The organism is Hyphobacterium lacteum (assembly GCF_036330345.1).
GTDB classification, from domain to species: Bacteria; Pseudomonadota; Alphaproteobacteria; order Caulobacterales; family Maricaulaceae; genus Hyphobacterium; species Hyphobacterium lacteum.
Genome location: NZ_JAZDRP010000002.1, coordinates 408586 through 430967 on the forward strand (window position 1 = coordinate 408586; position 22382 = coordinate 430967).

28 protein-coding genes are annotated in these 22382 nt (G+C 62.1%); 6 read left to right on the forward strand and 22 right to left on the reverse strand.

Going from position 1 to position 22382, the window contains the following annotated elements:
- Positions 1 to 26: 26 nt before the first annotated feature.
- The gene (rpsU, locus tag V0U79_RS04505; RefSeq protein ID WP_373696441.1) at positions 27 to 320 is read left to right on the forward strand and encodes a 30S ribosomal protein S21; all 294 of its coding nucleotides are present in this window, start codon (positions 27 to 29) and stop codon (positions 318 to 320) included.
- 67 nt (positions 321 to 387) lie between these two features.
- Here the strand turns inward: rpsU and V0U79_RS04510 are convergent, their stop codons facing one another.
- From V0U79_RS04510 to V0U79_RS04520, 3 genes are all read right to left on the reverse strand, one after another.
- Positions 388 to 1869 carry an ABC transporter permease gene (locus tag V0U79_RS04510; protein ID WP_330198277.1) on the reverse strand — a complete coding sequence of 494 codons (1482 nt, stop codon included), beginning with the start codon at positions 1867 to 1869 and terminating at the stop codon, positions 388 to 390.
- On the reverse strand, positions 1869 to 2801 hold the full coding sequence (locus tag V0U79_RS04515) for an ABC transporter ATP-binding protein (protein WP_330198278.1): 933 nt from the start codon (positions 2799 to 2801) through the stop codon (positions 1869 to 1871). Before V0U79_RS04515 ends, V0U79_RS04510 begins: the two co-directional genes overlap by 1 nt.
- Positions 2802 to 2886: 85 nt before the next feature.
- Complete coding sequence (locus V0U79_RS04520; RefSeq protein ID WP_330198279.1) at positions 2887 to 3381, reverse strand: DinB family protein; 495 nt, start codon at positions 3379 to 3381, stop codon at positions 2887 to 2889.
- An 80-nt stretch (positions 3382 to 3461) separates the two neighbouring features.
- Here V0U79_RS04520 and V0U79_RS04525 point away from each other — a divergent pair, with 80 nt between their 5' ends.
- Entirely contained in the window at positions 3462 to 4037 is a 576-nt protein-coding gene (locus tag V0U79_RS04525) for a YceI family protein (protein ID WP_330198280.1), read from the forward strand.
- Between the two features lie 33 nt (positions 4038 to 4070).
- On the forward strand, positions 4071 to 4400 hold the full coding sequence (locus tag V0U79_RS04530) for a TraR/DksA family transcriptional regulator (RefSeq protein WP_330198281.1): 330 nt from the start codon (positions 4071 to 4073) through the stop codon (positions 4398 to 4400).
- On the opposite strand, the gene V0U79_RS04535 is transcribed toward V0U79_RS04530, so the two are convergent.
- From V0U79_RS04535 to V0U79_RS04585, 11 genes are all read right to left on the reverse strand, one after another.
- Positions 4397 to 5017, reverse strand: a complete 621-nt coding sequence (locus V0U79_RS04535) for a class I SAM-dependent methyltransferase (RefSeq protein WP_330198282.1) — start codon at positions 5015 to 5017, stop codon at positions 4397 to 4399. The two genes, V0U79_RS04530 and V0U79_RS04535, sit on opposite strands and share 4 nt — an antisense overlap.
- 9 nt (positions 5018 to 5026) lie before the next feature.
- On the reverse strand, positions 5027 to 5311 hold the full coding sequence (locus V0U79_RS04540) for a 7(1) septoil knot domain-containing protein (RefSeq protein WP_330198283.1): 285 nt from the start codon (positions 5309 to 5311) through the stop codon (positions 5027 to 5029).
- 58 nt (positions 5312 to 5369) lie between these two features.
- Positions 5370 to 6170, reverse strand: coding sequence for an inositol monophosphatase family protein (locus V0U79_RS04545; RefSeq protein ID WP_330198284.1), 801 nt, complete (start codon positions 6168 to 6170; stop codon positions 5370 to 5372).
- 2 nt (positions 6171 to 6172) lie between these two features.
- A complete protein-coding gene (gene efp / locus V0U79_RS04550; protein WP_330198285.1) occupies positions 6173 to 6739 on the reverse strand; it encodes an elongation factor P in 567 nt (188 codons plus the stop codon).
- A 117-nt stretch (positions 6740 to 6856) separates the two neighbouring features.
- A complete protein-coding gene (locus tag V0U79_RS04555; RefSeq protein ID WP_330198286.1) occupies positions 6857 to 7342 on the reverse strand; it encodes a hypothetical protein in 486 nt (161 codons plus the stop codon).
- Entirely contained in the window at positions 7339 to 7929 is a 591-nt protein-coding gene (locus V0U79_RS04560; RefSeq protein WP_330198287.1) for a glycoside hydrolase family 108 protein, read from the reverse strand. The genes V0U79_RS04555 and V0U79_RS04560 overlap by 4 nt, the downstream gene beginning before the upstream one ends.
- A gap of 75 nt (positions 7930 to 8004) precedes the next feature.
- Positions 8005 to 9204, reverse strand: a complete 1200-nt coding sequence (locus tag V0U79_RS04565; protein ID WP_330198288.1) for a tetratricopeptide repeat protein — start codon at positions 9202 to 9204, stop codon at positions 8005 to 8007.
- A 12-nt stretch (positions 9205 to 9216) separates the two neighbouring features.
- Entirely contained in the window at positions 9217 to 9837 is a 621-nt protein-coding gene (gene thiE / locus V0U79_RS04570; RefSeq protein WP_330198289.1) for a thiamine phosphate synthase, read from the reverse strand.
- 42 nt (positions 9838 to 9879) lie between these two features.
- Complete coding sequence (locus V0U79_RS04575; protein WP_330198290.1) at positions 9880 to 10464, reverse strand: hypothetical protein; 585 nt, start codon at positions 10462 to 10464, stop codon at positions 9880 to 9882.
- Positions 10465 to 10488: 24 nt separating this feature from the next.
- Entirely contained in the window at positions 10489 to 10698 is a 210-nt protein-coding gene (locus V0U79_RS04580) for a hypothetical protein (RefSeq protein WP_330198291.1), read from the reverse strand.
- Positions 10699 to 10710: 12 nt separating this feature from the next.
- Positions 10711 to 11481: a hypothetical protein gene (locus V0U79_RS04585; protein WP_330198292.1), complete on the reverse strand. Its 771-nt coding sequence runs from the start codon at positions 11479 to 11481 to the stop codon at positions 10711 to 10713.
- A gap of 169 nt (positions 11482 to 11650) precedes the next feature.
- Between V0U79_RS04585 and V0U79_RS04590 the strand changes: the two genes are divergently transcribed.
- The gene (locus tag V0U79_RS04590; protein ID WP_330198293.1) at positions 11651 to 12046 is read left to right on the forward strand and encodes a hypothetical protein; all 396 of its coding nucleotides are present in this window, start codon (positions 11651 to 11653) and stop codon (positions 12044 to 12046) included.
- Between the two features lie 58 nt (positions 12047 to 12104).
- Here V0U79_RS04590 and V0U79_RS04595 read toward each other — a convergent pair whose 3' ends face one another.
- From V0U79_RS04595 to V0U79_RS04605, 3 genes are all read right to left on the reverse strand, one after another.
- On the reverse strand, positions 12105 to 12824 hold the full coding sequence (locus V0U79_RS04595; RefSeq protein ID WP_330198294.1) for a hypothetical protein: 720 nt from the start codon (positions 12822 to 12824) through the stop codon (positions 12105 to 12107).
- A 198-nt stretch (positions 12825 to 13022) separates the two neighbouring features.
- Positions 13023 to 14387 (reverse strand): membrane-bound lytic murein transglycosylase MltF, encoded by a 1365-nt coding sequence (gene mltF, locus V0U79_RS04600; protein ID WP_330198295.1) that lies wholly within the window; start codon positions 14385 to 14387, stop codon positions 13023 to 13025.
- A 73-nt stretch (positions 14388 to 14460) separates the two neighbouring features.
- Positions 14461 to 15363 carry a LysR substrate-binding domain-containing protein gene (locus V0U79_RS04605; protein WP_330198296.1) on the reverse strand — a complete coding sequence of 301 codons (903 nt, stop codon included), beginning with the start codon at positions 15361 to 15363 and terminating at the stop codon, positions 14461 to 14463.
- 111 nt (positions 15364 to 15474) lie between these two features.
- Between V0U79_RS04605 and V0U79_RS04610 the strand changes: the two genes are divergently transcribed.
- Positions 15475 to 16350: a pirin family protein gene (locus V0U79_RS04610; RefSeq protein WP_330198297.1), complete on the forward strand. Its 876-nt coding sequence runs from the start codon at positions 15475 to 15477 to the stop codon at positions 16348 to 16350.
- A 52-nt stretch (positions 16351 to 16402) separates the two neighbouring features.
- The gene (locus V0U79_RS04615; protein WP_330198298.1) at positions 16403 to 17023 is read left to right on the forward strand and encodes an isochorismatase family protein; all 621 of its coding nucleotides are present in this window, start codon (positions 16403 to 16405) and stop codon (positions 17021 to 17023) included.
- A gap of 486 nt (positions 17024 to 17509) precedes the next feature.
- Here the strand turns inward: V0U79_RS04615 and V0U79_RS04620 are convergent, their stop codons facing one another.
- The 5 genes from V0U79_RS04620 to rfbC form a co-directional block, all read right to left on the reverse strand.
- A complete protein-coding gene (locus V0U79_RS04620; RefSeq protein WP_330198299.1) occupies positions 17510 to 18538 on the reverse strand; it encodes a class I fructose-bisphosphate aldolase in 1029 nt (342 codons plus the stop codon).
- A gap of 39 nt (positions 18539 to 18577) precedes the next feature.
- Positions 18578 to 19768 carry a phosphoglycerate kinase gene (locus V0U79_RS04625; RefSeq protein WP_373696442.1) on the reverse strand — a complete coding sequence of 397 codons (1191 nt, stop codon included), beginning with the start codon at positions 19766 to 19768 and terminating at the stop codon, positions 18578 to 18580.
- A gap of 24 nt (positions 19769 to 19792) precedes the next feature.
- Positions 19793 to 20806: a type I glyceraldehyde-3-phosphate dehydrogenase gene (gene gap / locus V0U79_RS04630; RefSeq protein ID WP_330198301.1), complete on the reverse strand. Its 1014-nt coding sequence runs from the start codon at positions 20804 to 20806 to the stop codon at positions 19793 to 19795.
- Between the two features lie 77 nt (positions 20807 to 20883).
- Positions 20884 to 21750 (reverse strand): dTDP-4-dehydrorhamnose reductase, encoded by an 867-nt coding sequence (gene rfbD, locus V0U79_RS04635; RefSeq protein WP_330198302.1) that lies wholly within the window; start codon positions 21748 to 21750, stop codon positions 20884 to 20886.
- The gene (gene rfbC / locus V0U79_RS04640) at positions 21747 to 22319 is read right to left on the reverse strand and encodes a dTDP-4-dehydrorhamnose 3,5-epimerase (protein WP_330198303.1); all 573 of its coding nucleotides are present in this window, start codon (positions 22317 to 22319) and stop codon (positions 21747 to 21749) included. Before rfbC ends, rfbD begins: the two co-directional genes overlap by 4 nt.
- Between the last annotated feature and the right edge of the window lie 63 nt (positions 22320 to 22382).

The following is a 22382-nucleotide window of genomic DNA, read 5'->3' on the forward strand; positions in this document are numbered from 1 at the left end:
AATAGCCCCGCCTCTCGGCAAGAGGCCTGCGGTCGCAACGAATCTGTGCGGCTGCGCAACAGATTTGGAAAGACACAGGAGAGCGGACCATCGTTCAGATCATCGTACGCGAGAACAACGTGGAGCAAGCGCTCCGCGCGCTGAAAAAGAAGATGCAGCGGGAAGGTACTTTCCGCGAAATGAAGCGTCGCAACCATTTCGAGAAGCCCTCGGAAAAGCGCGCGCGTCAGAAGGCCGAGGCGATCCGCCGGGCCCGCAAGCTGGCTCGCAAGCGCGCTCAGCGCGAAGGTCTCATCGGTGGCGCCAAGGGTCGCCGCTAGGATACCGCAAGCCCAAGCCGAACGGGTTTAAATGAACAACGCCGCGCTGGTCCCAGCGCGGCGTTTTCTATTGGCCCGAGCCCTTGTTGACCGGATCGGCCACACGGCCGAAACGCAACAGCTTCCTGATCGAGGACGCATTCGCCCGGCCCAGCGAGCCCTGGCGGAAGATATAGCTGGCCGCACTGATGATCACCATCGCCGTCACGAGCATGACCACGCTGGTGCCGATGATCTCGAACAGGCTGGGATCGGTCTGCAGGCGCGCCATCATCAGGAAGGGCGTCCACAACGGCACCCAGGAGGCCCATTGCAGGAATTGGGAGTCCGGATTTTCCATCGTCGACATGATGATAACGAAGGGCACCATCATGATCAGGATCATCGGGCTCATCAGCGACTGGGCTTCCTGCAGCGTGTCGCAGAGCGAACCGATCGCCAGATAGACCGTGCCGAACATCACATAGCCGACGATAAAATAGCCGATCGCCGGGATTAAGAGACCCGGATCGAAAACCGCCGCGGCAATCTCCGCAATCGGCACATCGGTGGCCACGGCCAGCGCCTGAAGACCGACAATCCCGCCAGACCCCAACCCGCCCCATGCCAGCATCAATGTCGCGGACACGGCGGCGAGCCCCAGAAGCTTGCCGACCAGGATTTCATGATAGCGCGCCGTCGCCAGCAGGGTTTCGAGAATCTTGTTGCCCTTCTCCTCGATCATCGCGGTCAACAGCATGTTGGTGACCGAGAAGATGACCATCCACAAACCGATCGAGAACACGATACCGACAATAAAGGGAATACGGTCGGCTATGCCGACTTCTGCTGTTGCGCGGCCCCGTTCGGGTGAATTTTCCTGCACCTCGGGATTGATGGCGTTGATCTCGTCGAGCACGGTCTGCGAGATCCCGGCCTCGGCCAGCGCCTCGCCGCGCAGGAAGTCCCGCAGCGCATTGCGCACACCCGTTTTCAGACCCTGGCTGGTGCGGTTCGTGCTCCAGTATTCGGCATCGACGCCATAATCACCGCCCGGACGCAGGATGATGGCGGCAAACAACTGAACGTCATCACCGTCAATCGACAGCGTGCGCTCGCCCAGCAGGTAGGGCCGCAAGCCTTCAATATCGCCGGCCGGCGCGTCCACGCGAATAAAGTTCTGGCGGAACTGGCCCTCGGGGATGCTGACCGGAACGCCCAGCGCCGCAACCGCCTCCGGCACACCCTCCGCACCCGGTTCCGCCCGGATCGCGGCTTCAGCAGCGGGAAGGCGATCGGTTGCATTCATCTGTTCGGCAACAAGGCGGAGGAAAGTGATCGCCTGTTCCTGGACGCCTTCATTCAGTTCACGGTCCACGCGTTCCGTCAGACCCAGCCCGGTTTCATCGACAATGGTGAAATAGCGGGTTGGCTGGGAGTTTTCGGCCAGGATCATGATCCCGGCGAACGCCCCCATGATCAGCGGCACGCTCAGCAGCGACAGCCAGAAGCCCCAGGTCGCGACATAGGAGAGATATTCCCGGCGGGCGATGAGATAGATAGCGCGCATCACACGGCCTCCCGGCTGGAGCCCTGGACAAGCTCGACAAAGACATCATGCAGATGCGCCCGCATCGGCTCGAAGCGCGCAAGCCTCACACCGGCCTCCACGCAGGCCTTCAGAACGTCCTGGGCGTCCTTCCCGGCGGCCAGGTCCACCACCCAGCCCTTCAGCCCGTCAGGCGCGTCCTGCGTGCTGACAGAGCCGGTATCGGCCAATAGCTGACCCAGATCATGATCGCCTGATGTTTCGATGATGACGCGGCGGGGAACTTGAGACAGCGCTTCCGGCACGGAACCGTCAAACACTTTCCGGCCCTTGGAAATCAGCACGATCTTGTCGCAAAGCCGCTCGGCATGCTCCATCACATGGGTGGAGAACAGGACCGTCTTCCCGCGCCGGGCTTCCTCGCGGATCATGTCCTCCAGCATTTTCTGGTTCACCGGGTCGAGACCGGAAAAGGGTTCGTCCAGGATGATGAATTCCGGATCATGCGCCATGGTGGCGATGATCTGGACCTTCTGGGCCATGCCCTTGGACATTTCCTTGATCTTCTTGCCGCGCGCATCGCCCAGGCCGAAGCGTTCCAGACCGTCCACCGCAGCCTTGCGGGCCGCCGCCATGGTCATGCCCTTCATGCGGCCGAAGAAGACGATCACATCCTCGGCTTTCATCTTCTTGTAGATGCCGCGCTCCTCGGGCAGGAAGCCGACGCGCTCCAGCACCTTGGCGCCCGGCGTCTTGCCGAACAGGTGCACTGCGCCCGCATCCGGCCTGATAATACCCAGCGACATGCGCAGCGAGGTCGTCTTGCCCGCCCCGTTCGGTCCGAGGAAGCCGGTGATCTCGCCGCGCTTTACCTCGAGGTCGAAGGCATCGACCGCCGTCTGACCGGAATAGCGCTTGGTGACGCCGTCAAGCGATAGAATGGTTTCGGTCATGGCTTTCCCTGTCCAACCCGATTTGCGGGCAACCTAGGCCCCCGGCCGCGGCAAGGCCACGGGGAAGGGCTGTAGGTGAATCCCCTCACGCCGCCGGCAGCACGAAGTAGAGCAGATCCAGCGGCGGTGGGTCCTCCCCCTCTGCCGACAGCATGTGATGCACCTGGCCACGATGATGGGTCTGGTGATTGAAGAGATGGGTCAGGATGAAATGCCTTGGCAGGGCGTGCGGTTCGCCCCGCGTATTCCTGTAGTGGACCATCTCTGCAAGCGCGTCCTCATCGAGGGAAGCCAGCATGGCAATGATCCGCTGATCCATTGACTGGCGCTCTTTCCAGAGCACGGTCAGGTCGTCACAGGGGCGTTCGCGAAGGTCATTCGTCACCGGTCCTTCCCCGGTCAGCCGGAACATCCAGATGCGGTCAGCCACCAGGAGATGGCTGAGCGTCCCGAAAATGCTGCCGAAATAGGCCCCAACATCGGCATCGACGCGCTCGGCCGGCAACTCCGCCACCATCGAATAGAGCCGCTCATTCGCCCAGGCATTATAGGCGCCGAGGCGTTCGAAATGTTCACGCATCTGTGCTCAATCCTTCAAAAGCTTTATTTGCCCGCCTCCGGACCGGTCCTCTAGCGTCAGCCTTCAATGGGGAGGCTAACATGCAAAGAGCAATACTGGCACTGATCCTGACGATGTCCGCTACGGCGTCTGCCATGGCTACGGACAGCTATGAAATCGACCCTGCACATACCCAGATCGTGTTTTCGGTCGATCGGTTCGGATTCACGACAATCTTCGGAAGCTTCATGGAATCCGGTGGCACCATAACTCTCGACGCGGACCATCCTGAAAACTCCAGCGTCCAGGCCTTTGTCGGAACCGGATCGGTTTTCGCCGGTGATCCGACCCGGGACGCACACATTGCCGGCCCACACTGGCTGAATGCCGAGGAATATCCAAGGCTGACATTCGATTCGACCGCCATCGAGCTGACCGGTGATGATACGGCGCGCGTGACGGGAAACCTTACAATCTGGGGCGTTGCCCGGGAGGTCATTCTGGATGTCCGGCTGAACCGGCTTGGAACGGATCCGGCGACGCGGCGGCAGGCTGTCGGCTTCACGATCACAGGGGAGATCGATCGTTCGGATTGGGGACACCAGACGGCCGCGTCCCTGATTGGACAGGAAATCGGCATTCGCATCGAAACCCTGGCATATCTGCTGGAGGAATAGCGGCCACCGGGGCGCGAGTGCTAGACTGCTTCAATGGACGCTTCAATAAACACAGCCCGCCAGCGCCTGCTGGCCCTGAAGGAAGAATTGCTCGCCCTGTCTTCCGGGTCCGGCGATGATCGCAAGCCGGTCGAGCTGGACCAGCAATCGGTTGGCCGCCTGTCGCGTCAGGACAGTCTGCAGGTGCAAGCCATGGCCAAGGCCGCCGATGCCCGCCGCGCCATGGCGCTGCGCCGGATCGAGGCGGCGCTCAGACGCGTCGATGAGGGTGATTATGGTTGGTGCGTGGAGTGCGGCGAGGAGATCGCGCCAAAACGGCTGGAATCCGATCCGGCCGCCCCGCGCTGTGCAGCCTGCGCCTAGGCCGGGCGGGCAATGCCGGTATAGTCATAGCCAACGAATTTCGGCGTCTTCTTCACATATTCGGTGACCAGGCTGTCGAAGCGGAACCCGCCCGCTTCAACCATCTTGTCGATCGGCCGGGTCAAATGGCAGCCGCCTCCGATCAGCTTCCAGACCGGTTCGAGCCGCCTTTGCCATTTATAGACATCGGCATCCGGCGCTGCGCCATGCTCCAGAACCAGCAGTTTGCCACCCGGCTTCAGGATCCGCCTGATCTCCGAAAACGCGCCTGGCACATCTTTCAGCGAACACAGCGTATAGGTCAGTAGCACCGTATCCGCAGAGCCATTATCGAGCGGCAGTTTTTCGGCAAATCCCTCGACCAGCTCGATCGGGATCGACTGACCCTCAATCGCCCGGCTGGCCTTCTTGCGCATACCCGGATTGGGTTCGACACCAATCAGCGCCTTGACCTTGCCGGGGTCATAGAATTGGAGATTGGGCGCAGCGCCCATGCCGATCTCGGCGACGACGCCTTCGGCCTCGGGCACGATTTTCGAGCGCTGCTTCATGATCGGCCCCATCTTGCAGGAGGAATCGATCAGGTTCGGAAGGATGAAACGGTTATAGAAAGCCATGGACGGACGCTAGTCGACGCCGGGAAAGCTCTCAACAAATTTGATGCGGATATCCGGGAAACTGTCGACGAAACGGATGGTGAAATCCGGGAATGAATCGACGAATTCCCACTCGCCACAATCATCGGCAAAGCTGCTGACGGTCTTCACGCGCAGATCCGGAAAGCTCTCCACCACCTGCACGTCGATATCGGCGAAACTGTCGACCACCTGCACCTCGCCATAAAGCGGGATGCCATTCCAGGTGCAGTCCTCGGAGACGTCGAGATTGGCCAGTACAAGCATGTCCAGCATGGGCATGGTCCTCCCCATTCGAGAGGAAGCCACAACCACGCTGAACGCAAGATGAGTGCTAGGCGGCGGCCTTGAGTTTCCCGGCCAGCTGCCGGGCCACCGATTCATTGCCGGCGATGATATGCCCGGTCTCCAGCGGAAGGCCGGCGTCGACGTCGTCGGCCTCGACCGCATACCCGCCTGCTTCGCGCACCATGATCATGCCGGCAGCAATATCCCAGGCCTTGAGGTCACGTTCCCAGAAGCCGTCAAACCGGCCGGCCGCCGTCCAGGCGAGATCCAGAGAGGCAACGCCATAGCGGCGGACACCCGCCACGCTCGGCATGATCTGGTGCAGCTCTTTGAGGAAGCGGGCATGGCCGCGCTTGCCGAAAAACGGCGTGCCCGTCGCGATCACGCATTCCGACAATTCCTTGCGGCCGGACACGCGCAGGCGGCGGTCATCCAGCCAGGCCCCATAGCCTTTTTCGGCATGGAAGAGGTCACCCGTCACCGGGTTGTAGATGACGCCGGCAACGATCTCGCCCATGCGCTCCAGCGCCACCGAAACCGCGAAATGCGGCTGGCTGTGCAGGAAGTTCAGCGTGCCGTCCAGAGGATCGACAATCCAGCGGTGGGTCTTGTCCGTGCCTTCCACTTCACCGCGCTCTTCCATCAGGAAGCCATAGCCCGGACGCGCCGCGCCAAGTGCCTCATAGAGGATGTCCTCGGCCTTGCGGTCCGCCGCGGACACGAAATCCGCCGGCCCCTTGCGCGAGACCTGGAGATGCTCGACTTCGCCGAAGTCACGGGCCAGCGCCCGCCCGGCCTTGCGGGCGGCATTCTGCATGACTTCCATCAGCGCGGTGACACGGGCCATATCTAGTCGGCCCGCTTCTGGTAGCTGCCGTCTTCGGTGGAGATGATCACCCGCTCGCCAACGCCGACGAAGGGCGGCACCGAGGTGCGCACACCATTGGAGAGAATGGCCGGCTTGTAGGAATTGGCCGCCGTCTGGCCTTTGACCACCGGCTCGGTATCAGCGATTTCCAGCTCGACGAATTGCGGCAGGGTCAGGCCGATCGGGCGCTCCTCGTAGAATTCCAGCGTCACTTCCATCCCGTCAGTGAGATAGGCGCCGGTCTCCTCGCCGATGAAGTCCATCGACAGCTCGATCTGCTCATAGCTTTCCGTATCCATGAAGGTCGCCATGGTGTCGTCCTTGAACAGGAACTGGAAGTCCTTCTGTTCGAGGCGGACACGTTCCACCTTGTCAGCCGCCCGGAAACGTTCGTTCAGCTTGCGCCCGTCGAGAATGTTCTTCATCTCGACCTGGGCGAACGCACCGCCCTTGCCCGGTTTCACGGCATCGGCTTTCACCACGGTCCAGAGCGTATCCTGGTGCTGCAGCACCATGCCCGGCTTCACTTCATTCCCGTTGATCTTCATGGACGGCAATCCTGTCGGCTGTCTTCACGATGTAAAACCGGCCCCCGCTGTTGGCAGGGGCCGGTCAGGTCGCGCGGGTCCTATCAGGATGCGCTATGGGCGGCAAGCGCTGTCGGCTTAAAAACCGTCCTGCTGCGGCAGGCGGTATCCGCCAAACAGCCAGTCAAAGACGTCCTTCACCAGGAAGCTGGCACCGCCCAGCGCGGCAATCGCCGCATCGCGCGTGGCACCGCCCTGCAGGAAGGCCGGCAATTGCGCTTCGATCTCCGGGAAGAACTGACCCAGGAACATCACCGCGATCACCGCAGCCCCGACCCAGGCCAGCGCCAGGATGAAGCCCTTGCGGCGGCCCCGGCGGCGGGCCACGCCGAACCGGTCGCTTCTGTCGGCATCGCTGATCATGGAGCGGACAGCGCCCCGCAGTTCCGGGCTCTCCATCAGCCGCGTGCCGATCTGGTTGAAATCATCCTCGCCCGTGGCCGTGGCGGCCAGGGACAGGACCTGCTGACCCTGCCGGCCGGACCGCACGCGGCGAGCCATCGTGTCGTCGAATCCCGCCAGCATCATCAGCTCGCGGGCCTGATTGCGTCTGCGATTGATCATGCCCAGGCTCCATTATTGGCGTTGTCGGGAAGGTCGGACGTATCAAACGGCGGGGGCGTATCGGAATAGCCCGCATATTCGTCCGACGGCATGGCCAGCGAGAAGGCGCTCATCAGGCGCCGCGACCAGCCCAGGCCGAAGACCGAAAAGGTCGACAGCTTGCCGTAGAAATTCATCCGCTGCGCGGCATATTCCTCGGTCAGCGAGGCTTCGTCCGCGCCATTGACCGCGCCCAGCGTCTGCGGGCCGATCACACCGTCATCCGGCACCCCGGCCGCCTGCTGCAGGAACAGGGTGGCGCGATAGGGACCATGGTTCACCGCCGCATCGAACAGCATGAAGGCGATGCCCTTGGGCATCTCGTCACAGCGGCAGGTGTCCCAATAGCGGGCCTTGTAGATCTGGCCGGCTTCCTGGAGGGTCAGATTGCGGACATCCTCCTTGGTGACCGGCGTGCCGCGCCAGTCGGCCAGCGTCCCGATCGTGATGCCCATATTGGTGGCCCCGCCCGGATCGGACGGATGATCCACATAGCCGCCTTCAAACTGAAGAACGTGCTCCAGAGCGGCGTCGAAATTGGTGCTCATGTCAGCCTCCCCTTGTGTTGTCTGACACTGGGGAGGCTTGCCGCCGGTCAAGGCATCAAAAGGACCCGATAAAGGTTATCGCGCCCGATATGCGGCAATTTGGGAGCGGACCTGTTCAGCTTCTGTTGGGGTTAGAGCAGTTTCAAGCTGCGCCTGGAGCCGGTCGCGATCGACATTCCGCGCCGGCAGACCGTCCATTTCATACTCGGCCATCAGCGCCCAATAGTACGCCCGCACCAGATCCCGCTCGGTGCCCTGTCCAGTCGCCGAGACATAGGCATAGAGGAATTGCGATTCGGCATCGCCGCCGATCGCGCCCTGCGCAAACCATTCCGCCGCATTCGTCAGGTCCGGCTCGCCGCCATCCCAGCCCTGATACAGCATCAGCCCGTACTGGCCCATCGCCGGAGCAAACCCGGCCTCTGCTGACTGGCGGATCAGCTCCATCGCCCGGTCCGGATCGGCCTCACCGCCCTCGCCGGCGGCCAGCATCAACCCGGCCTGCAGCGCCGCCTCGGCATGATTGTTCTCCGCCGCCTGAACATACCAGTCGCGCGCCGCGGACGCTTCCTGCGGGCCGCGCTCCCAGCCATCATACATCTGGGCCAGCTGGAACATGGCTTCGACATTGCCTTCCTGCGCGGCGCGCTCGGCCCATTCAATGGCCAGCGGCGCATCTTGCGGAACGGGCGAAGCCTTCAGCAACAGCGCATAGGCCAGCATGGCAGGCACATGCCCGGCCTGTGCGGCGCGCTGGAAGAAGCTGCGGGCCTCGGCGGGTGCCAGCCCGGCGCGCGCGGCCTGTGCCATCAGGCCCAGACGGTAATTGCCCACCGGCTCGCCCTGGCTGGCGGCACGGCGATACCAGCGCACGGCCTGAACGTCGCTGGCCGCTTCGATCTCGCCATTCTCATGCATCAGCCCGGCCAGCGTGGCGGCCTGCGCATGACCGGCCGCGGCAGCTGTGCGTGCCTGCACATGGGCGGTCTCGAACTCGCCCGTCGCATAGGCCAGCTGGGCGCGATTGAAAATCTCGTCCACTTCGGCCGCCGTCGATGGCAGATCGGTTTCGGGAACTTCCTCCAGCGCCAGCGCATTGTTCTGCGCCTCGGCATCGATCAGTTCCAGATTGCGCAGAAGCGGCGCAGGCGCGTCATCCTCTGACGCCGCCTCGTCAGACGGCGTGTCGGCGGCAGGGTCAGCCTCCTGCGCGGACGCCTGCCCGGTTACCACTAAAAGGAAAAGAAACAGCGCGGCCAATACGCGACAGACCATGGTCAACCTCGTCTACTCGCCCCGCATCAATGCGTTGAAGGCTATAACGGCATTTGCCGGACCGTCCACATGCGACCACACACCCGAGGACACGGCGAGGAAATCCGCTCCCGCCTCGATCAGCGGGCGGGCATTTTCCACCGTGATGCCGCCAATGGCGACGCAGGGCAGTTCGAAGATTTCCGACCACCAGGTCAGGATATCCGGATCAGCCGTGGTCGGCGCGTCCTTGGTCGTCGTCGGATAGAAGGCGCCGAAGGCGACATAATCCGCGCCCGCCTCGCCCGCCTGCATGGCCAGATGCCGGCTGTCATGACAGGTCACGCCCAGCATGCGCTTCGGCCCGATGGCGGCGCGCGCCTGTTTCGCGGACGCATCGCCCTGCCCGACATGGACGCCATCACAGCCCAGCGCCACCGCCAGTTCCGGATCATCATTCAGGATCACCGCCACGTCGCGGTCCTGCGCGGCGGCAATCAGCGGCGGGGCGAGCGATTTGATCTCGTCAACGGAATGATCCTTCAGGCGGATCTGCAGCGCGGCCACCTCGCCGGCCTCCAGAGCCGTAACGAGCATATCCACAAATTCCGCATCAATGCGCGGCGGTGTGATGAGATAGAGCTGGCAGGTCATGGGCCTGCTCTTAGCGCGGAAGACCGGTCGCAAGGAAGCCCTTCAGAGCGCGAAGCTCCAACCAAACTCATCCGACCATTCAGCCCGATAGCACGTATAATCATTGCCAAGCGCATCGTCCAAATGGCTGAAGCGAAAGGGAGTTACGACAGGCTGGCCCTCAGGAGACCAGGTTTCGCAAACTGCAGCGAGATTTTCATTTTCGATCCCGACGAGCACAACGGCTTGCGTATCGGCCGGAAACATGTCGTCCAGACGGGTACGGAAAGGCTGGTTCAATTGATCGAACTCGGCGAGGACGGCCTCTCGCTCCTCGACAGTCGCGGCACGCAGTTCCGGAGGCAAAGACGCCTCGTAATTTGTCGATGGTCTCGACGATATCAATCGAACAATCGCTGAATCGGTAATCTCGTAAAATGGCCCCAGCGAGCAAACCGACTCGAGTTCATCCATTCCCGGAAGCTGGTCTTGCATCTGGTCAACCGGAACGCATTGCGGAAGACCGCGATACACAGCCTCCAGAACGACAGTGTTATGGCTCGCCAATTGTGCGCCAAAATCGTCACCGATAAGCCGGATGCGCGCGCAACGGCTCTCGCGCCATTGTGCAACTGTTTGCGGGGCCATGGAGAGCTCATGATCGCCAGCCGGTCAGGTGAATTCTTCTGATGCGTCGTCTGGCACGTCGCAAACCTGGCAAGGCGAGTTACGGCATTCGGTAAAATAGCCAATCATTCTGATGGGCTGACCATTCCAGCCATCAGGATCGCGATGCAATTGCTCGATCGTCACCAGCGGCGGCACGGTCTCCGTCACTTCCGCGTCCTGCACCAGCAATGCCGCCAGCATAAATACGATCATCGGCTGCCCTTTCTATTGAAGCGGAAACACCCAGCTGCCGTCTTCGCGCTGGACGGCAAAATAGCAGGTGTAGCTATTGTTCTCACCTGCATAGGTGTGAGCTATTCGCCGCGGCCAGTTTTCATCCGGGCAGCTGGAATAATTGCACTCACAGGCCCCGGCGCCCCCCGCGGAAACGGTTCGTTCGCTGGCCAATCGGGCACGATTTACCCAGAAAAAGACCTCTGCCGGCGATCCTTCTCGCCACCAACCCCAGGCAACATTTGCATATGCTGCCTCAAGGTTTGCTCTCATTTCTCCATCGGCTTCGAACACTGTTTGCGGCTGGTCGGATTCGTAATAAGAAGGCGGCCAAACCTGCGCAATCGACAACACAGACGCGTTGTACAGCTCCGTTGCTCGATCCGAGCAGATCACGAAGCTGTCGGTGCCGGGCTGCATAACCCTCGAACACGTTGCACTATAATCTGCTTCAATTCGCACAGTGCTGAATCGCACCATTCTGTCTGCCAGTTCGCCGCCTATAAATGTCACGCCCGCACACATGTTTCGTCTAGGATCCGATGGGATTCTTGGTTCCGGCCAAGGCTCGCCAGAATCGGTTTCATCACAAACCAGACAGTTGAGATCACTGCACTCATCGACCCTCGCGACAACTCGAACGCGCCGCCCGTCCCAGGCCCACGGGTCTGCATGGATTTCCGCAATCGTCACCAGCGGCGGCACGGTCTCCGCCGCTTCCGCGTCCTGCACCAGCAAGGCCGCCAGTATAAATCCGATCATCGCGACTCTCCCGCCTGCCGGATGAACTCTAGCGGGCCGCGGCGTGTCTTTACAAGCCGAGGCTGCGCCACACCGCCGGGAAGAATCGACTCGCCCGATTGGAGAAACCGTTTGCTATCGGCAGCTTATGGATTCTAGCGTGCCTGCCGGGTGGGGAGGACATACACGAATGCTGCGTCTTCTGAACATGCTGATCCTGGGGGGATTGGCGATCTGGGCTGCGTCCTTTTTTCTGAGCGGATCGGCCTCCAACGCAGGCACGTCAACCACGCTTCCAATGCATGAACGCGCCGCTTTTGCGGACAATGCCTGCGCCGCGGCGTGGGCGGCTGTGCCCGGTTTCGGACCGGTCACGGCGCAGGGCGCGGATGTGCGGGAAGATTATGACGAGGTCTATGCCTGCACGGGTATCGTGCCACAGGCCGGGGAAGTTTTACTGGTCGCGCGCTATGCCGGCGGCCCGCGCGAGGAGGCGGTCAGCTACCGCATCGATGCGCTGTGCGATTCCACGGGCAAATCCCTGCTGGAAGATGGCGGGCGCATGCCGGAGGCGTGTGAGGTCTAGGGGCAACGCTGTCCGGCAATCACATGCACGAAGGGCGCCGGATGGCGTCCGGGCCGGTTCAGGAACGGGCGTCTGCGAGTGCATCAAGGGCAGCCCTGAGCGCTTCGTTCTCACGCTGGCGAAGGTTCAGCAGCGCGCCAAGGCGATCATAATTGTTCGAGATCGCGTTGAAGACCGCCGGGTTTTCCCGCATGCCCTGCCAATCGCAGGAAAGCGGCCATTCATTGTCTTCGATTTCGCCTTCGGTAAACGGCAATACGGTCAGCAAGTCCGGAAACTGCAGGCGGATAATGCTCTCGACGCTTCGGATGGTCGCGGCCCGGTCGCGGGACGTGTTGTTGCTGATATCGAGGGCCACAAGCGCGTTCCTGGCCCGTGCATTCGTCAGGAGCCGGATATCGCCCGTATCCCTGATTTCCTCCAGCACGGGAATGCGGACCGCGCCCCAGATGTAGATGTGGGAATCATCGATCGCATTGCAGAGCGCGTCCGACCCTTCCTCTTCCGAGCCGGGCGTCAGAACCGCGTTGAACCCGGCAAGGATTCGCTGGCGGGCTTCAAAATATTCGAGCGCGCCTTCGCGCTCGGCGAGCACATCGGTGATCTCGGCCTCCAGGCGGTCCAGCAAGGCGGCGGCTCTGGCATTGTCTTCGCGTTGCGCGTTCCAGGCTGTGATCTGGAAGCCGATCACAACCCCCAGGATGACAATCGCGAACTCGAGAAAGACCGCATAGTAATTCTGTTCGCGGACGGCTTTCACCAGATTGGCCAGAATCATCTCACTGCCCCCTCACCTCGCGCCAGAATGACCGGGCCGGCGTTTTGAGACAAGTTCGGCAGAAAGGAAGGGACGCTTGGGGGCTGGAAGGTTAATGAACATGCGGGATAATGGTGTGTGTCCCTGTTTTTCGTCGTGTGTCCCTGTTTTTCGTCCCCGATTTTCCACCCACGACCCGTTCTGTGCCCTGAGCACCCGTCAGCGCAGATTGGCCTCCAGCATGGCGCGATAGGTGCGCACCCGCTCGACATAGCGGACCGGCTCATGACCGCGCGCATAGCCGTAACGAACGGTGGAATAGTATTCCGGCCGGGTCAGTAGCGGCAGCACCTCTTCCATCACCTCCCATGAATTCTTGTCGCGGCCCTGCCGTTCGGCCAGCAGGCGCGCATCATAGATATGCCCCATGCCGACATTATAGGCGGCCAGGGCAAACCAGAGCCGGTCATCGCCTTCAATACCGTCAGGCAAGCGATCATAGAGATCGGCGAGATAGGCCGCCCCGCCCTCCACCGACTGGCGCGGATCGAGCCGGTCGGTCACGCCGACACGCTCAGCGGTGGGCAGGGTCAGCATCATCAGGCCGCGCACGCCGGTCGGACTTTCAGCATCCGGGTCCCAGTGCGATTCCTGATAGGCCTGCGCGGCGAGCAATTCCCAGTCGAAGGGCGTGTCCTCTGCCGCATCGCGGAAATAATTGCGGAACCGGGGCAGGCGATTGTCCACACGCCGCACAAAGCGCGCGGTCTCGACATAGTCGAACGCGCCAAAATCACCGAACCAGTCCTCTTCGATCTCCTCGATCAGGCCGAAGGCATGCGCCTCGGCAAACCAGCTATCGAGCGCCTCGGCCAGCCCCTCCACCCGGCCGGAATGGGCCCAGGCAAGGGCGGATTCCTCTGACAGATTGAGCGGGGTGATCAGCTCGGGATGGCGCCGCCGGGCGAAGGTGACGAGATGGGAATCGGCGATGGTGCAATCGATGCTGCCCTGATCGACGGCCTCCAGCAGGGGCATGGCCGAGCCGGCCGGCCGCTCGTCGAATTCAATGCCGGGATGCGCCTGCTGCAGCTGCCGCAGCGTGTCGGCATAGGAAGAATCCTCAACCACGGCCAGGCGAAGACCGGCCAGATCCTCAACCGTGCTGGCGCTTTCGCCTCCACGGCGGCAGACCAGCCGCTCGCGGACATTCTTGTAGGCCGGTCCGAATGTGATCCGCCCGGCACGGGCTTCATTGATGGTCAGATTGGCCGCGGCCAGATGGCCTTCGCCATTTTCCAGCGCATCGATCAGCGCGCCGATATCGCGCATGACGCGGAAGCGCACGCTCAGCCCGTACTCGTCGGCGAAGGCAGAGACGAGGTCGACCTCGAAACCCTCCGCCGCCCCGTCGCGGCGCTCATGGATCGTCGGGCCGTCCAGGGTCAGAACGACCAGCTCGCCGCTTTCAACAAGTGTTTCGAAACTTGTCTCCTCTTCGGCCGGGCCGGAACACTGGACGAGAACAAGGGCACTGGCGGCAATCGCCAGACCCGTCCATGTCTGCAAATTCGTTCGGGTCATGCTCTGAAGGGTAGAGCGTAAGGTGGCCGTGTCAAAGAAAGGGTGGGCACGCAGCTCACAGCGCAGGCCTTCGTCAGGCCGCACAGATGACCGGCACCGCTTCTCGCAGAAAACCTGCAAACGCCTCGACCGCAGGAGGCAGCCCTCGTCTTGAGGGCATGAGAAGGCTCAGCTGCGCGTCGCCGGCCGTCCAGTTCGGCAATACCCGCATCAGCCGTCCACGTTCCACATCCGGCCTGCACACATAGGCCGGAAGCGCGACGATCCCCATCCCGTCGGCGGCGACCTCCTTGAGCGTGACCATGTCGTCGCTGCAAAGCCGGGGCTCGAACGGGACGGACACAGTAGTTTCATCCTGCCCGCGCAATATCCAGTGACCATATTCCGGCCGCCACCCAAGTTTCAGACCGGCATGGTTTTCCAGGTCTTGCGGGCTGGCAGGCACACCATGTTTTTTCAGATACCGGTGACCCGCGAACAGATGCCATTCGACCGGCGTCAGGCGGCTCTGGATCAGACTGGAGTCCGGCAACGGCCCGGTGTGCCCGCGTATGGCCATATCCACACCCGATTCAATAAGGTCGACCGTCTGGTTGGTCACCTGCTGAATGATTTTCACATCCGGATTCCGGCCGAGGAACGTCGAAACGGCCTCGCGGACGGCGAACTGTGCGACGCCCACTGAACAGGAGAGGCGGACAGAGCCGGACAGCATTTTCGTCTGACGCAGCACACTTGCCTCCGCGGCCTCGACTTCATCAAGCGCCGCCCGCGCGTGCCGATAGAAAGCTTCGCCGGCATCGGTCACGGTGAATTGGCGGGACGTGCGCTGGATCAGTCGCGTTCCGAGGCGGTCTTCGAGTTGCCGCACATGCCGGCTGAGCCTCGATTTCGGTACATCGAGCGCCCTGCCGGCCGGCGCGAAACCGCGTTTCTCGACGACGTGTACAAAGTAGAAATAGTCATTCAGATCCATGTGGCCACTCCGGCTGTATCGTTCCATATATAGAACAATACTTTCCGATTACGCTACTTTTCGAAGTGATCGTTCCGTTGATATCTCCATTCGCAAGACATGGAGACCGTTATGAACACTCAACATCCAGAATTCGAAGCCCGGACACGACCCGCGATTTCAGAGCTGGTTCCGGGCCAGCCCCTGGCCATCGGCAGCGGTTTCGAGGCGCTCGGCTTCAAACATGACCGGTTCGATGGCCTGATGGATCCGCTGGTGATGGTGGATCATTTCGTCATGACCGAACCAACCTTCGGGGTTCATCCGCATGCCGGCATGTCCGCCGTTTCAGTTGTATTCGAGGACAGCCAGGGCCGGTTTCATAACCGGGATTCACTCGGCAATGATTTCGATATCTCTCCGGGCGATCTCTACTGGCTGAAGGCCGGCCGCGGCGCCGTGCACGATGAAGCCCCCTTGCCCGGAGCCCGAATTCACGCCTTGCAGGTTTTTGTGAACCTGCCAGCGAAGCACAAGGCGGACGCGCCGGCCTCGCTGCACGTGCCGGCCGAACAGATGCCCGTTATTCACGGTGACACGCATCGCGTCCGTGTCGTTCTGGGTGAAAGCCAGGGCGTGAGAGGCGCGGCCTCTCCCGCGCTCCCGCTGACCATTCTCGACATCAAGCTTGCCAGGGGCGGCTCATTCACGCAGCCGGTGGCAGCACAAAAGGCCGCATGGATCCTCGCGGTGCGCGGCAAGGCACACGTGCAGGTCGGAGACACCGGCCTGAGCCTCCCCGAAGGCGCTGCCATCGCCGTACGGACCAGCGCAGACGCCACACCGATCAGCTTGCACAGCGAAAATGGCGCTCAGCTCGCGCTGTTCATTGGAACACCGGTTCGCGAACACTTCGTCCAGCAGGGCCCGTTCGTGATGAGCACGATCGACCAGATCGAGGCCGCGAAGGCCGCCCATGCCGCCGGCGAACTCGGCGCCATCGATTGATTTTTCAACCCGCCAATTCCGGCACCAAACGCTTCTGACAAAGGAGGAAGCCATGACCAACATCCATAACCCCGAACCTCTGACAGCAGAGAACGCAGCCCTTGTTCTGGTAGACCACCAGGTCGGCCTGATGACCGGCATCCGCGATTTCCCGGTCGCCGAGCTCAAGCACAATGTTGTCGGTCTCGCGAAAGCCGCAAAAGCGCTCGGCTTGCCGATCGTGACGACAACGACATCAGCGGACACGCTGTGGGGGCCAGCCTTTCCAGAACTGACCGAGGCCTTGCCTGGCCAGGATTTCATCGACCGGACCACGGTCAACGCCTGGGATGACCCACGTGTTGAAGCTGCAATCCGCGCCACGGGCCGGAAAAAGCTGATCTTTGCCGGGGTCTCGCTCGAGGTCTGCGCAGCCTATCCCGCCATGCGGGCCGTGCGCGAAGGATTCGAGGCCTATGTCGCCGTCGATGCAAGCGGAACCTTCAACATCACCAAGCGCGAGACGGGCCTGCTGCGGCTCGCCCAGAGCGGCGTTGTTGTCGCTGACGGAGCCAGCCTCATGGTCGAGATCCTGGCCGACAATGCGTCACCGAAAGCCGGCGAGGTCTACGGCCATCTCGATATGGACTGGGCGAAGCTCGTCGGGCAGGTCCGCGAGAGCGCTGAGGCGTGAACCTCCAGACCGGCGTCAATGTGACGGGGCGTGTTGGACAGAGACCTGAATCTGCCAACACGCACCTCTCGCATCTGCGCCGCCCACGGGAAAACAGGGACACACGAAAAACAGGGACACACACCAATTAATTCTCATCCTCACGCGGGCGGCCACGCCGGATAGCCATCCAATCCCCGCGCCCGCCTTCCCGCCTAGACTCTGCGCCTGATCTTGCCCGTCACGCCTCTCCCGCTACCGGCACCCGCCGGTGAAGTTATAGGAGACTCTCCGGAAAAAACCGGAGACGGGCCGGAGACAGGCCGGAGCCCGTTCATGACCGCATTCTTCTATACAGACAGGCTTTCCCGGCGGACGAGCCCGTCCGTCGCCGGTCCAATCGTAGTAGTAGTAGGAGACGAAATTCCGGAATCGGAGAAGTTATCCACGCAAACACCCGCCGGACGGGATGTCATCCGGCGGGCGCTGCGATGGTTAGAAATTCTGCTAGCCGGCGTTTTCCAGCGCCTCTGTCCACTCGCCCTTGGCCGCCAGACCATTCATGCGGGCGCGGTGATTGAACGCCTTTTGCCCGGCTTCGACATCCTTGCCACCCCAGGCCTTCAGCGGCGCGGCCTGCAGCGCGCGTCCGTACGAGAAGGTCAGCGGCCAGGGCAGGTCATAGGCGGCATTCATGGCGTTGAGGTGCGCGGTGGCTTCCAGATCGGACTGGCCGCCCGACAGGAAGGCGATGCCCGGCACGGCCGCCGGCACACAATTGGCGAGGCATTGCACCGTCATGTCGGCGACTTCCTCGACGCTGGCCTGTTCCGGACATTTCTTGCCGGGGATGACCATGTTGGGTTTCAGGATCGTGCCTTCCAGCTGGACACCCTGAGCATAGAGCTCGCGGTAAAGCGCCTTGAGACCGTATTCGGTGACTTCATAGCAGCGCTCGATGGAGTGATCGCCATCCATCAGGACTTCCGGCTCGACGATTGGGACGATGCCGGCTTCCTGGCACAGCGCCGCATAGCGGGCCAGCGCGTGCATGTTCACATCGATGCAATAGGGCGACGGGATGGAGTCATCACCACCGCGGCCGATATCGATCACGGCGCGCCATTTGGCAAAGCGGGCACCGATGGAATGATATTCGTTCAGGCGCTCGCGCAGACCGTCGAGACCCTCGGTGATCTTCTCGCCCGGCGCACCGGCCAGATCCTTGGCGCCGGTATCGACCTTGATGCCCGGAACCGCACCGGACGCGGCGATCAGCTCGGCCAGCGGTGTGCCGTCAGCAGCCTTCTGGCGAATGGTTTCGTCATAGAGGATGACGCCGGAAATACACTCATTCATCGCCGGCTGGGTTCTGAACAGCATTTCGCGCCAGTCGCGTCGGCTGTCCGCGGTCGATTCCAGCTTGATGGAATCAAAGCGCTTCTTGATCGTGCCGGTGGATTCATCCGCCGCCAGAATGCCCTGTCCGTGCGCCACCATGCGATTGGCAATGTCGTTGAGTTCTTCCAGATTCATGATTGTCCCCAGCAGATCGATTTGGTCGAAAGTCTAGACTTATTCCGTGACAGCTTCCACGCCCGGCAGCGTTTTGCCTTCCATCCATTCAAGGAAAGCCCCGCCTGCAGTGGAAATGAAGGTGAAATCGCCCGAAACGCCAGCCTGGTTCAACGCAGCGACCGTATCACCGCCACCGGCCACGGCGATCAGCTTGCCTTCGCGGCAGCGCTGTCCGGCATATTTCGCGGCCTCGACGGTGGAGGTCTCGAAGGGCGGGGTTTCAAACGCGCCCAGCGGCCCGTTCCAGATCAACGTCTGGCAGGCATCGATAGCATCGGCCAGCGCGTCCACGGTTTCCGGACCGGCATCCAGCGCCATCATGTTCGCCGGAATGGCATCCGCGGGAACGGTCTGCGTGTCCGGATTGGGCGCGAACTCGGCCGCACAGACAAGGTCACGCGGCAGGATCAGCTCGCAGCCATGGGTGCGCGCGGCTTCCATGATGGCCTTTGCGGTATCGGCGAAATCCGCCTCGTAAAGGCTCTTGCCGACATTATGCCCCTGCGCGGCGAGGAAAGTGTTCGCCATCGCACCGCCGACAAACAGCTTGTCGACCTTGCTGACCAGGTTCTCCAGAAGCGCAATCTTGGTCGAGACCTTGGCCCCGCCGACAATCGCGATGACCGGGCGGCGCGGATCGTTCAGCGCCTGCCCGATATGATCCAGCTCGCGTTGCATGGCGAGACCGGCATAGGCCGGCAGGAGTGCTGCCACACCAGCGGTCGAACCATGGGCACGGTGGGCCGCCGAGAAGGCATCATTGACGTAGATATCACCCAGCTTTGCCAGCGCCGCGGCAAAATCCGGATCATTGGCTTCCTCGCCGGCATGATAGCGGGTGTTTTCCAGAAGCAGCACACCGCCCGGCTGCAGCGCCTGAACGGCGGCTTCGGCCTCCGGACCGAAACAATCGGCTGCGAACTCGACCGGCGAGGCCATCAGATCGGCCAGCGCCGGGGCGACGGGCGCCAGCGACGCATCCGGCACGCGCTGTCCCTTGGGACGGCCGAAATGCGCCAGCAATATCACCTTCGCCTTTTCGCGCTTGAGCCATGTGATCGTCGGCAGCGCCGCCATCAGGCGGGTGGCATCGGTGACCACGCCATCCTTCATCGGCACATTGAAATCGACGCGGACCAGAACCCGCTTGCCGTGAACATCCGCGTCTTCAATCCGGCGCAAACCCATCATCGCCCCCGCTTGACTGGCTGGTTAGAGGAACCGGCCCATCGCCGCTGCCGTATCGATCATGCGGCAGGCAAAGCCCCATTCATTGTCATACCAGGTCATCACCCGCACCAGACGCTCATCGATCACATTGATCTTGTCGACGGCGACGATGGAGGAGCGGCTGTCATGATTATAATCGATCGAGACCAGCGGAATATCGTCATAGCCGAGAATGCCCTTCATCGGGCCGTCGGCGGCCGCCTTGATGGCATCGGTCAGCTCTTCGGCTGTCGTCGCGCGGCCCGGCGTGAACACCAGATCGATCAGCGACACATTCGGCGTCGGCACGCGCACCGCCGCACCATCCAGCTTGCCCACCAGTTCCGGCAGGACGAGGCCCACGGCTTTCGCCGCGCCGGTCGAGGTCGGGACCATGGACATGGCCGCTGCGCGGGCGCGGTGAAGGTCCTTGTGGTTTCTATCCAGCGTCGGCTGGTCGCCGGTATAGGCGTGAATGGTGGTCATGTGACCGCGCTCGATACCAACCGCATCGTTCAGCACCTTGGCCACCGGGGCCAGGCCGTTCGTGGTGCAGGACGCGTTGGAGACGACGACATCATCTGCCGTCAGCGTGTCATGGTTCACGCCATAGACGATCGTCTTGTCGGCATTCTTGGCCGGGGCCGAGCACAAGACTTTCTTGGCGCCGGAGCCTTCGATGTGCGCCATCGAGGCTTCCTTGGAGTTGAACTTGCCCGTGCATTCCAGCACCAGATCAACGCCCATATCGCCCCAGGGCAGTTGCGACGGATCACGGTTGGATACTTTCTGGATCTTGCCAAAACCGGCATCGATCCAGTCATCGCCGACCTTGATCGTGCCCGGATAACGGCCGTGCACGCTGTCATAGGTCAGGAGGTGCGCATTGGTTTCCGGCGTCGAGGAATCGTTGATCGCAACAATCTCGACCTCATCCCAACGCTTCTCTTCCAGAACGGCGCGCAGCGCCAGACGGCCGATGCGGCCAAACCCCGTAATGGCGACCCGTACAGCCATGCCAAACTCCCTGTTGATCCGGACGTTCGCGAGCCGTGCAGCCCGCCAAGAAAGATTTGCGCGCCGTTTAGCGTCTCTTATGCGCGGCGTCCACTGACGCCCATCATTTCAAGGCATCTGTCCAGAGACTCCCGCCAGTCCGGCAGGACGATGCCGAAGTCCCGCTCGGCCTTGGAAATATCCAGCCGCGTATCACCGGGGCGGCGCGCCGGGGTCGGGTATGCGCTGGTCGGGATGCCGGCAATCGGCGTCGACAGGCCTGCCCCGCGGACGGCCGCTTCGGCGAGATCGCGCCAGCTGGCTTCACCGGCATTGGTAACGTGGAGAAGCCCGCCCTCTGCCCCGCCGCGCAGATGTTCGGCCAACACCAGAAGGGCATCGGCCAGCGCATGGGCTTCGGTCGGACGGCCGATCTGGTCCTCGACCACGTTGAGCTGGTCGCGCGCCGCCGCCAACCGCAGCATGGTCCGGACGAAATTCTGCCCCTCGGGCGCATAGACCCAGGAGGTTCTGACAATCAGCGCCGCCGGATTGACCGCCAGCACCGCTTTCTCGCCATCGGCCTTGGTCTGGCCATAGACATTCAGCGGCGCGGTTCCTGCAGTCTCGGCATAGGGCGCTCCGCCCAGCCCGTTGAAGACGTAATCCGTCGAGATGTGGATGAAGGGCACCGCCAGTGCCTGCGCTGTCCGCGCCAGCGCCGCCGGGCCGGTCTCGTTCAGAGCCCGCGCAGCGGCGATGTCTTCCTCGGCCTTGTCCACCGCCGTATAGGCCGCAGCATTGATAATCGCATCCGGCGCTGCCTGACCGATCAGATCCGCCAGCCCGGTGGGGCTGGCCAGATCAATCTGCGGGCGGCCGGCACGGATCACTTCATGGCCACCGGCCTGCGCCGACAGGGCCCGGGCCACCTGCCCGCTGGATCCGATCACCAGGATTTTCATGCGCCATACTCGAACAGACGGGGAAAATCGGCGAGTTTCGGGGCCGCCTTGTCCTTGTCCGACAGCACGGCGCTGGCCGTGTCGAACGGCCATTCAATGCCGATCGCGGGGTCATTCCAGAAAATCCCGCCATCATGCTCGGCGGAATACGGATTATCGACCTTGTACGCGATCTCGCTGTCGGGCTGCAGCGTCGCAAAGCCATGGGCAAACCCGCGCGGCACCCAGAGCTGCAACCCGTTCTCCTCGGACAGGGTCACACCGGCCCATTTCCCGAATGTCGGCGAGCCATGACGGATATCGACAATGACATCATGGATGGCCCCGCGCGGACAGCGCACCAGCTTGGCCTGCGCCATAGGCGGGGATTGGACATGCAGGCCGCGCACCGTTCCGGCAGCCTTCGAGCGGGAAGCATTATCCTGGACGAAATCCGTTTCGACCCCTGTCTGCTCGCGGAACCGGGCCGCATTCCAGACTTCCTCGAACCAGCCCCGATCATCACCGAAGCGTTTCGGGTGGATCAGAAAAGCATCCTCGAAGGGTCCAAACGGTTCAATTTCCGTCATTTCCCCATTCTCCAAAAGGTCTTTACGTTCATCCTACCTGCTTCAATAATACAGCAAAGCCTT